A 9,689-nucleotide genomic window follows, 5' to 3' on the forward strand; every position below is an offset into this window, starting at 1 on the left:
CCATGTGAAGGAATGCCGAATGTCCATGGCCCGACCGCACGTTACGACCGCAGGCCCGGACGGGCTGTTCCCCTACCCGGTGCTGCGCACCCTGCCACTGGCGCCGGAGTGGCGCAGCCCCGACAAGCACGCCTGGCACGGGCACATTCCCTTCGCCCGCTGGCTGCTGACGCAGACGGCGCCGCGGCGGCTGGTCGAACTGGGGGTCCACAAGGGGGACTCCTATTGCACCTTTTGCGAGACCATCGCGCGCCACGGCCTGCCGACCAAGGCATGGGGCGTCGACTCGTGGGAGGGCGACAGTCACGCCGGGCACTACGGGGAATCCGTCTATCAGACGCTGAAGGCGTATCACGATCCCCGCTACGGCGGCTTTTCGACCCTGGTGCGCGGCCTGTTCACCGACGCGGCCCGGGAGGTCGCCGACGGCAGCGTCGACCTTGTTCACATCGACGGGCTGCACACCTACGAGGCCGTCCGCGAGGATTTCGACACCTGGCTGCCGAAGATGAGCCCGGCCGGCGTCATGCTGTTCCACGACATCGCCGAGCGTCAGGCGGATTTTGGTGTGTGGCGTCTTTGGCAGGAGGTGACCGAGCGCTATCCGGCGTTCACGTTCACTCATTCCAGCGGCCTGGGCGTCCTGGCGGTGGGCAACGCGCCCCCGGCGGCGGTGCGGTGGCTGACCGGCCTGCCGGAAGCGGAGGCGGCGCAGGTTCGCGACTTCTTCCAGGCGATGGGGGACGGGCTTCAGCAGACCCTGGCCGTCCGCCGGCTGGAAGACCACGTCGTCGGCCTGGAGACCCGCGTGCAAAGCCAGGCCGAGACGCACCACCGCCTGCAGGAGGCGCTCAACGTCACCGTCGACCGCCTGACCGAGGCCGTGCGCAAGGCCTACGAGGACATCGGCCCGTACGTGCGCACACTCGAAGCCGACCTTGAACGCCGCGAGGCGGACCTTCGCGAGAGTCAGGACCAGTTGAACGCGGTTCTCAGTTCCCGGTCCTGGAAGATGACGGCGCCCATGCGCGTCCTGATGAGCGGGCGGATCGGTCCTTACGGCAAGGCGCTGATCCTGCGCACCCTGCATCGCCTTCCGGGGGGAAGCCGGCTGCTGGAGGCTCGGGCGCGCTTCATGCAGCAGGCCCGGGAGGTGATCGCGAAGCGCACCGGCCCCGATCTGGAGGCCGCCAAGGCGGCCTTCCGCGCCCGTACCGATGCCGATCTGCGGGCGTTGCTGGAGGGAACCGACCGCGTGAATCTGCCGGCCTCGGCGCGCCCCCGGGTCAGCGTTGTCCTGGTGCTGTGGAACCAAGCCGCCCTGACGCTGGCTTGTTTGCGGGGATTGGCGGCTGAACACGCCGTGCCCATCGAGGTCGTCATTGTCGACAACGCCTCGACCGACGAGACCGGGGCCCTGCTGGACCGGGTGGACGGCGCCCGCGTGATCCGCAACACCGACAACGTGGGTTTCCTCAAGGCGGTCAACCAGGCCGTTCCCGAGACCACCGGCGAGCACGTCCTGTTGCTGAACAATGACGCGGTGATGCGCCCCGGCAGCCTGCTGGCCGCCGTGCGGACGCTGGACTCCGACGACACGGTCGGCGCCGTCGGCGGGCGCATCGTCCTGCCGAACGGACGCCTGCAGGAGGCCGGCAGCATCATCTGGCGCGACGGAAGCTGTCTGGGCTATGCCCGCGACCTGGCGCCCGAAGCGGGAGAGGCCATGTTCCGGCGTGACGTGGACTACTGCTCCGGCGCCTTCCTGCTGTTCCGGCGCAAGACGTTCCTCGACCTCGGCGGGTTCGACGAGACCTTTGCCCCCGCCTACTACGAGGAAGCCGACTTCTGTATGCGGCTGCGCGCCGCCGGCCAGCGGGTGGTCTACGAACCGCTGGCCGTGATCGACCATTTCGAGTTCGGCAGCGCCGGCAAGAGCGAGCACGCGCTGGCCCAGCAGCGCAAGAACCATGGCCTCTTCCGGTCGAAACACGCGGCGGTGCTGGACGCCGCGCACGAACCGCCGGACCCGGCGCGGGCCCTGACCGCCCGGCAGCGCCTGCCGGCCGGGGCCGAGACCGTGCTGGTCATCGACGACCGCGTGCCCCTGCCGGCGCTGGGCGCCGGGTACCCGCGCGCCTGCACCCTCCTGCGCGCCATCGCCGAAAGCGGGCGGTTCGTCACCTTCTATCCGCTGGACACGCCCGACGAGGACTGGGACGAAACCTATACGTGGCTGCCTCGTGGGGTCGAGGTGGCCATGGGCAAGGGACGCCTGGGCCTGGAGGCGTTCCTGCGCGAACGCCGGTCCTATTATGACACCGTCATCATCAGTCGCCCGCACAACATGCGAACCGTCCGCGAACTGATGGACGCCCACCCGGACGTGCGGCCGACCGGCCGCCTGATCTATGACGCCGAGGCCGTCTTCGCCGTGCGCGATCTCCACAAGTCAAGGCTGGCCGGCCACGACGCCGCCGAGACGGCCCGTGCCCAGGACGCCATTCTGGCCGAACTGGCGCTGGCGGAGGGCGCGGCGCAGGTCGTCTCCGTGTCGGAGATGGAAGCCGCGCGGTTCCGGGGCGCGGGTCACGCCGACGTGCACGTTCTGGGACACAGTCTGATCACGCACCCGACGACGCGGCCGGTCAAGGACCGCCACGGGCTGCTGTTCGTCGGCGCGCTGAAGGACGAGGATTCGCCCAACGTGGACTCCCTGCTGTGGTTCCACCGCGAGGTTCTGCCCCTTTTGGAGGCCAGGCTGGAGCAGGTCGTCTCGGTCCTGGTGGCCGGGACCAACGACGCGCCGAGCATCCGTGCGCTGGGCAAGAAGGGCCTGACGCTCCTGGGGCGCGTCGCCGACCTGACCGACCTGTACGACAAGACTCGCGTGTTCGTCGCGCCCACGCGCTACGCCGGCGGCATCCCGCACAAGGTCCACGAGGCGGCCGCGCACGGGCTCCCCGTGGTGGCGACGCCGCTGCTGGCCGAACAGTTGGGCTGGCGCGACGGCGACGATCTGCTGGTGGGGGGCACGCCCGAGGTATTCGCCGATCAGATCGCGCGGCTGTACACCGACGACGCACTGTGGGAGACCGTGCGCGCCAACGCTCTGAGGCGGATCGAGACCGAATGCGACCCGGCCGCGTTCCGCGCGCGAGTGCGGGCGATCCTGGACGATCCCCGGGACCGGCCATGACCCGCCTTGTCCTCCCCTTCCTGGTGTGGGTCACCCACCGCAAGCTGATCGCCCGCCTGACCCGGCGCGAGATCGCCCAGACCTATCGTGGCTCGCTGCTGGGGCTGGCGTGGGCGCTGATCACCCCGTTGATCATGCTGGCGGTGTTCACCTTCATCTTCAGCATCGTGTTCCAGGCCCGCTGGGGCACGGAGTTGGACGGCGGCCACGGCCAGTTCGCGCTGGTGCTGTTCTGCGGCCTGATCGTCTTCCGCTTCTTCGCCGAGTGCATCAACCGCGCGCCCAACCTGATGCTGGAAAACCCGTCCTACATCAAGAAGGTGGTCTTCCCGCTGGAGGCCATGGCCTGGGTGTCGGTGGGTTCGGCGCTGTTCAACATGGCCGCCAGCCTGATCATGCTGGTACTGGGGTATGTGGTCCTCAACGGTCCGCCGCCGTGGACCCTGGTGCTGACGCCGTTGGTGCTGGCACCGTTCATCCTGCTGGTGCTGGGGCTGATCTGGGTGCTGTCGTCCATCGGCGTGTTCCTGCGCGACCTGCACCAGGTGGTCGGCGTGCTGGTCACCGTGACCATGTTCCTGTGCCCGATCTTCTATCCCATCGAGGCAGTGCCGGAGACCTTCCGCGTGTTCATCTACATGAACCCGCTGACGTTCATCATCGAGCAGTTGCGCGCCGTGGCCCTGTTCGGCCGCCTGCCGGATTTCGCGCTGCTGGGCGCCTACGCGGTGGCGGCCTGGGGCGTGGCGCTGGTTGGCCTGTGGTGGTTCGCGCGCACGCGCAAGGGGTTCGCCGATGTCGTCTGAGACCGCCATCGCGGTGACCGGGCTGTCGAAGTGCTACTTCATCTACGATAAGCCGCAGGACCGCCTGTGGCAGATGCTGTGGCGCGGCCGCAAGCAGTTCTTCCGCCCGTACTGGGCGCTGGAGGATGTCTCGGTCGAGGTGCGCCGGGGCGAGACCCTGGGCGTGCTGGGCCGCAACGGCGCCGGCAAGTCCACCCTGTTGCAGATCATCACCGGCACCCTGACCCCCACCAGCGGCAGCGTTCGGGTGAACGGCCGAGTCGCCGCGTTGCTGGAACTGGGCGCCGGGTTCAATCCCGAATTCAACGGGCTGGAGAACATCCACCTGGCCGCGTCCATCCTCGGCCTGACGCAGGCGCAGATTGACGAGCGGCTGGACCGCATCATCGACTTCGCCGGCATCGGCGACTTCCTGCATCAGCCGGTGAAGCTCTATTCCAGCGGCATGTATGCCCGCCTGGCCTTCTCGGTGGCCGCGCACGTCGACGCCGATGTGCTGATCATCGACGAGATCCTGTCGGTCGGCGACGCCGCGTTCACGCAGAAGTGTATGCGCTTCATTCACCGCTTCAAGGAACACGGCACCATCCTGTTCGTCACTCACGACCTGGCCGCCGCCACCAAGCTGTGCGACCGCGTGCTGTGGCTGGAGACCGGGCGCGTACGGGACCTGGGGCCGGCCAAGGACATCTGCGACCAGTATCAGGCGGCCATCAGCGAGAGCCTGGACGACGGCGGCGGCTTCCGCATCGGCCGCGCCCGACACCAGCGCGAGGGGCCGGCGCGACCCCAGGTGGTGCATGACCCACGCCATGACCTGCTGAAGGCCTCGCCGCACGCCAACCTCCTGCAGGTGTTCGACTTTGATCCCGACGCCGATTGGCACGGCCATCGCGGCGCCAGCATCACCGACGTGGCCCTGCTGGACCGCGACGGCGCCCGCCTGTCCACCCTGTACGGCGGCGAGGAGGTCATCCTCCGCGTCACGGCCGAGGCGCACCAGGACCTCGTCAACCCCATCATCGGTTTCTATGTTCGCGACCGCCTGGGCCAGAACCTGTTCGGCGACAACACCTATCTGACGACCCTGGAGCAGGCCCCGCGCGTGGCGGCCGGCCAGCCCTTCCGCAGCGAGTTCCGCTTCCAGATGCCCTACCTGAGCGCCGGCGACTATGCGGTGACGGCCGCCGTGGCCGAGGGCACCGAGGCCGACCACCTGCACCATCACTGGATCAACGACGCCCTGTTCTTCACGGTGCTGGCCAGCCATTTCTCGCATGGACTGATCGGCGTGCCGATGCTGGATATCCGCATGGACACCAACCCGGCACACTGAGTGTGACAGGATTATGATTTGCCAGTGATGGTTCGCCCGCCTTGCCTTCACGCGCCTCGCAGGATAGAAGGCAAGTATGCCCCTGATTCAGACAACGGAAGACTTGGCTGCGTTTCGCGACCGGCTCCGCGGCGAACAGTTCATCGCCGTGGACACCGAGTTCATGCGCGAGAAGACCTATTGGCCGCAGCTGTGCCTGGTGCAGGTCGCTGGGTCGGACGAGGCGTGCTGCATCGACCCGCTGGCCCCGGACCTTGACCTGGAGCCGCTGAAGGACCTGATGCGCGACACCAGCGTCCTGAAGGTCTTTCACGCCGCGCGCCAGGACCTGGAGATCTTCCACCAGATGCTGGGCGAACTGCCGCGCCCGCTGTTCGACACCCAGGTGGCGGCGATGGTCTGCGGCTTCGGCGAGCAGGTGGGCTACGAGACCCTGGCCAGCAAGCTGGCCAAGGCGCGCATCGACAAGACCATGCGCTTCACCGACTGGTCACGCCGGCCGCTGTCGCAAAAGCACCTGACCTACGCCCTGTCCGACGTCACCCACCTGCGGGTGGTGTACGAGAAGCTGGCCGCCATGCTGGTCAAGAACGGCCGCGCCGGCTGGCTGGACCAGGAGATGGAGGTGCTGACCAACCCGTCCTCCTATGAGACGGATCCGCGGGAGGCATGGCGGCGCCTGAAGGTGCGCGGCAAGTCGCAGCGGTTCCTGGCCCTGGTCATCGAACTGGCGGCGTGGCGCGAGCGCGAGGCGCAGGCGCGCGACCTGCCCCGGCAACGGGTGTTGCGTGACGAGGCCCTGCTGGACATCGCCGCGCAGAACCCGGAGACGGTCGACGCGCTGGCGCAGGTGCGCTCCATGTCGCGCGGCCAGGCCGAGGGCCGCCACGGCCGCGAGATTCTGGAGTCCCTGGAGCGCGGCCGGGCGCGGCCGGTCTCGGACCTGCCCAAGCCGCCCCTGCGCGAGGACCTGCCGCAGGGCCTGGGTCCGATCATCGACCTGCTTAAGGTCCTGTTGAAGATGAAATGCGAGGCCGCCGGGGTGGCGCAGAAGCTGGTGGCCTCCAGCGCCGACCTGGAGCGCATCGCCGCCGACGACGAGGCCGACGTGCCGGCGCTGGACGGCTGGCGCCGCGAGCTGTTCGGCGCCGCCGCGCTTGATCTCAAACACGGCCGGCTGGCCCTGGCCGTCTCCGAGGACGGCCGGCGCGTGGAAACCCTCGACGTCGAGGTGGCCGACGACGAGGGCGAAGGGGCAGCGTGACCCGTGGCTCTGAGGCGATCCGGGTCACGCGAGGCCTCGTCAAGGCGTCATTTGGAGGCGCGAGGTCTCACTCGACTGGCGGTGGCCGTCCCGTTCCGTCACGCGCACGCTCTTCCCTGTCGGACCAGCGTCTCCCGGGGGCGTTGGCGCGACAGTCTGATGAAGCGCGTCGATCCGGCCCCGGCTCAGTCGTCCTCGTAGTATCCCCGCTCGGCGGCCGTGTGGCAGGCGGGGCAGTTGGATTTGGTGACCACCTCGGGGCGCTCCCAGACCGAAGGGCGGAAGTCGTGCTCGTCCAGGAACGCCGGATTCTCGGTGATGCGCAAGGGCACCCCGTCCGCCCGCACCCAGCGCATGTACTCGCGCGCCATCCCGGCGCGGATGCGGTCGCCGGCGTTAGCGGTCAGGTAGGCCCGGATATGGTCGGCCTTGTCGGCGGCGATGGTGGCGTCGTCGCCGAAGTGATCGGCCAGGCCGTCCATCATCGCCTCCCACGAGCGCGCCGGCAGGAACCCGGGCTGGAACGCCATGTGGCAGTCACCGCACTCGGCCATGGTCAACGCGTCGGTGACCGGCGGGATCCAGTCGTCATCGGCCAGGGCCGGCCCGGCGGTCACCAGGGCGGACAGGGCGAGGGCAAGAGAAACGGCATGTCTGGTCATGATCACTGCTCCGCCATGAAGGTGATGTAGTCGCCCTTTTCCTGGGCCGTGCAAGCGCGGCCCAGCACGGCCTTGCAGTCGCGGCGGAACTGCTTGGCCACCTCGTCCGGGTCGGTGAAGCGGTCGGGGTTGACCGACACCGCCACCGGCTCGATGGGCCGGCCGGTCTTGGCGTTGCGGCCCATGGCGGTCGGGTCCTCGGTGTGGCAGGCGGTGCAGGATGGCGTGCGCTCGTCGCCGCCGGCCCAGGCGGTGCGGAACAGCGTTTCGCCGGCGGCGGCGGAAAAGCCCGAGAAGGCGGGATCGGCGGCGCGGGCCTCCTCGGCCAGGGCATCCAGGATGGCCCGGCGCTCGGCGGCGGCATCGGCATGGGCCGAAATGGGCGCCAGGATCGCGAGGCCAAGGCCGGCGGCAAGGGACAGGGTGGAAAGACGCGCGGACGGAACAGGCACGGGACGGCTCCTCTTGGTTATGTGGTGACGGTGGAATCGGTTCAGGCCTCGCGGGGGCGGGGGATGACACGCCCTGCCAGGGCGCGCAGGCGCCGCAGGCCACCGAACATGGCGACGATGAACAGGGCGTGCGCGCCGATGACCCATAGCGCGGCGTCGGTCAGGGCGCCGTGCAGGTCCTCGACCTGGGGCAACCAGTGCGCGGCCATGCCGGCGCCGGCCGAGGCGCCGACGGTGATCAGCAGGGCCACGGCCAGCCAGGCGAAGCCCGGGTTGCGGCCGCGACGCTCGGCTAGCCAGCGCCGGGCGGCGGCGGGCGACGGGCGCGGCAGCCGCCAGGGCGCGCGGGTCGCCACCAACCCGACCAGCAGGCGCACGACAACGGCGATCAGCACCGTGTATCCGGCCACCTGATGCATCATGTAGGAGTCGTAAGAATCCCCGGTCAGCCAGGCCACCAGGAACCCGCCGCTGATCACGGCGTGCCAGGCCCGCATGGCCGGCAGGGCGAGGCGGTTGCGGCCGCGCCGGCCCCCGCCACCGGACGGGCGGGGGGTGGCGGGAGTGTCTGGTCTAGTCATCGTCCCGGCCTCCCGCGCAATCGTCGCAGGTGCCGCTAGCCCCGGAGCGGTAGCCGGTTCCGCTCATGCCGCCACTCATGCCGCCGTTCATGCCTTGGCGGCCATGCTCCCTGTCCTCGCGGTGGGACTCGCGGCGGTCCTCCCGACGCTCCTCCCGACGCTCCTCCCAGCGGTCGTCATCGCGTGTCCGCTGTCCGCGCTGCGTTGCGCCCGGCGTTGTGCCCGCCTGGGCGGCGCGGTAGCCGGTGTCGGCGGCGGCCACCACCAGCGGCGCGTCGGCGGCATCGGGGAGCGACCCGGGGGCGGTGATGTTCGTTCCGGTGGTGTCGGGCACGGCGTTCAGGCCGGACACGCCGATCTTGGCCCAGGCCATGCCGGCTCCGGCGATGACGCCGGCCGCGACGAGACCGTGAACGATGGTGCGCGTAATCATGGAAACTCTCCTCGGAAAGAAAATCGGATGCTCGGGCGTCGGAAGCGCGGCGGGCGGACGCGGCGACCCGAAAGCCGGTCCGCCGCAGGCGCGGACATCCGCCGCGCTACGCCCGCTTGCGGCCGTCGATCATGGCGCGGACCAGGTTCTCGCGGTGGGCGGTGCTGCTGGCGATGACGCCGAGAATGTGCAGGGCCATCAGGACCAGCGTGGTGTTGGCGAAAAATTCGTGGATCTCTTCCCACTGCTCGCCGGCCTCGCCGTGACCGCCGGTTTCGCCGCCGTGCTCGCCGTATTCTTCGTGCTCGTCCTCATCGGCCAGCGCGGGGCCGACCACCGCGACCTGGGCGGTCGGTCCCATGACGGAGGCCAAGGGGCCTTCGCCCTCCTCGGCCAGCATGGCCATGCCGGTGTAGGTGGTCGCTCCCAGCGAGGCGAGCAGCGCCAGCGCCATCAGGCCGCCGGCCGGGTTGTGGCCGATGAACCGTTTGGCCTTGCCGGACAGTTCATCCCGCAGATAGCCCAGGGCGGCGCCGGGGCCGCGCACGAAGTCGGAAAAGCGGGCGTGCTTCGGCCCGATAAAGCCCCAGACAAGGCGCAGAATGACGGTGATGGCGACCAGATACCCGACGTTGTTGTGCAGCCATTCCGGCTCTCCCTCGGTCAGGTAGCAGATCAGGAATCCGCCTACCAAAACCCAGTGGCCGATGCGCACCACCGGGTCCCACACCTGCATCATGGAGCGGGTTTCCGTCGTTTCCGGGCCAGGGGAGTTGGCGTCGGCGGTCGTGTCGGTCATGGGTGTGTGGCTCCTTTGCTTTTGGTCAAATCTCTTGGATGCGGTGGATCAAAGACGGTGACCGGACCGCCGCGTCCCTGAGGGGGAAGGGGCGGTCCGGCCACGGCGCCGGGCCTCAGTCGGCCGGCGACGTCTTCAGGGTTTTGCCGGACAGCGG

9 protein-coding genes are annotated in these 9,689 nt (G+C 69.3%); 4 read left to right on the forward strand and 5 right to left on the reverse strand.

What is annotated here, in order from left to right:
- The first annotated feature begins 19 nt into the window (after positions 1-19).
- From Q0309_RS03315 to rnd, 4 genes are all read left to right on the forward strand, one after another.
- A complete protein-coding gene (locus tag Q0309_RS03315) occupies positions 20-3,199 on the forward strand; it encodes a class I SAM-dependent methyltransferase (protein WP_299437427.1) in 3,180 nt (1,059 codons plus the stop codon).
- A complete protein-coding gene (locus tag Q0309_RS03320) occupies positions 3,196-4,005 on the forward strand; it encodes an ABC transporter permease (protein WP_299437429.1) in 810 nt (269 codons plus the stop codon). The genes Q0309_RS03315 and Q0309_RS03320 overlap by 4 nt, the downstream gene beginning before the upstream one ends.
- Complete coding sequence (locus tag Q0309_RS03325) at positions 3,995-5,341, forward strand: ABC transporter ATP-binding protein (RefSeq protein ID WP_299437431.1); 1,347 nt, start codon at positions 3,995-3,997, stop codon at positions 5,339-5,341. Before Q0309_RS03320 ends, Q0309_RS03325 begins: the two co-directional genes overlap by 11 nt.
- A gap of 76 nt (positions 5,342-5,417) precedes the next feature.
- Positions 5,418-6,605: a ribonuclease D gene (rnd, locus tag Q0309_RS03330; protein WP_299437433.1), complete on the forward strand. Its 1,188-nt coding sequence runs from the start codon at positions 5,418-5,420 to the stop codon at positions 6,603-6,605.
- A gap of 185 nt (positions 6,606-6,790) precedes the next feature.
- Here the strand turns inward: rnd and Q0309_RS03335 are convergent, their stop codons facing one another.
- The 5 genes from Q0309_RS03335 to Q0309_RS03355 all read right to left on the reverse strand — a co-directional run bounded on the left by Q0309_RS03335 (position 6,791) and on the right by Q0309_RS03355 (position 9,532).
- Positions 6,791-7,267 carry a cytochrome C gene (locus Q0309_RS03335; RefSeq protein ID WP_299437435.1) on the reverse strand — a complete coding sequence of 159 codons (477 nt, stop codon included), beginning with the start codon at positions 7,265-7,267 and terminating at the stop codon, positions 6,791-6,793.
- Between the two features lie 2 nt (positions 7,268-7,269).
- Positions 7,270-7,719 (reverse strand): DUF1924 domain-containing protein, encoded by a 450-nt coding sequence (locus Q0309_RS03340; protein ID WP_299437437.1) that lies wholly within the window; start codon positions 7,717-7,719, stop codon positions 7,270-7,272.
- Between the two features lie 41 nt (positions 7,720-7,760).
- Entirely contained in the window at positions 7,761-8,300 is a 540-nt protein-coding gene (locus tag Q0309_RS03345; RefSeq protein ID WP_299437439.1) for a hypothetical protein, read from the reverse strand.
- On the reverse strand, positions 8,293-8,733 hold the full coding sequence (locus tag Q0309_RS03350; RefSeq protein WP_299437441.1) for a hypothetical protein: 441 nt from the start codon (positions 8,731-8,733) through the stop codon (positions 8,293-8,295). The genes Q0309_RS03345 and Q0309_RS03350 overlap by 8 nt, the downstream gene beginning before the upstream one ends.
- A gap of 106 nt (positions 8,734-8,839) precedes the next feature.
- Entirely contained in the window at positions 8,840-9,532 is a 693-nt protein-coding gene (locus tag Q0309_RS03355; protein WP_299437443.1) for a cytochrome b/b6 domain-containing protein, read from the reverse strand.
- Between the last annotated feature and the right edge of the window lie 157 nt (positions 9,533-9,689).

The sequence above is a fragment of the uncultured Rhodospira sp. genome (assembly GCF_937138205.1).
Taxonomy (GTDB): Bacteria; Pseudomonadota; Alphaproteobacteria; order Rhodospirillales; family Rhodospirillaceae; genus Rhodospira.

Bases quoted from the DNA above. Each gene is read 5' to 3' on its own strand.
- Q0309_RS03335 (WP_299437435.1), bottom strand. From the start codon at position 7,267: ATGACCAGACATGCCGTTTCTCTTGCCCTCGCCCTGTCCGCCCTGGTG.
- Q0309_RS03355 (WP_299437443.1), bottom strand. From the start codon at position 9,532: ATGACCGACACGACCGCCGACGCCAACTCCCCTGGCCCGGAAACGACG.
- Q0309_RS03345 (WP_299437439.1), bottom strand. From the start codon at position 8,300: ATGACTAGACCAGACACTCCCGCCACCCCCCGCCCGTCCGGTGGCGGG.
- rnd (WP_299437433.1), top strand. From the start codon at position 5,418: ATGCCCCTGATTCAGACAACGGAAGACTTGGCTGCGTTTCGCGACCGG.
- Q0309_RS03320 (WP_299437429.1), top strand. From the start codon at position 3,196: ATGACCCGCCTTGTCCTCCCCTTCCTGGTGTGGGTCACCCACCGCAAG.
- Q0309_RS03350 (WP_299437441.1), bottom strand. From the start codon at position 8,733: ATGATTACGCGCACCATCGTTCACGGTCTCGTCGCGGCCGGCGTCATC.
- Q0309_RS03315 (WP_299437427.1), top strand. From the start codon at position 20: ATGTCCATGGCCCGACCGCACGTTACGACCGCAGGCCCGGACGGGCTG.
- Q0309_RS03325 (WP_299437431.1), top strand. From the start codon at position 3,995: ATGTCGTCTGAGACCGCCATCGCGGTGACCGGGCTGTCGAAGTGCTAC.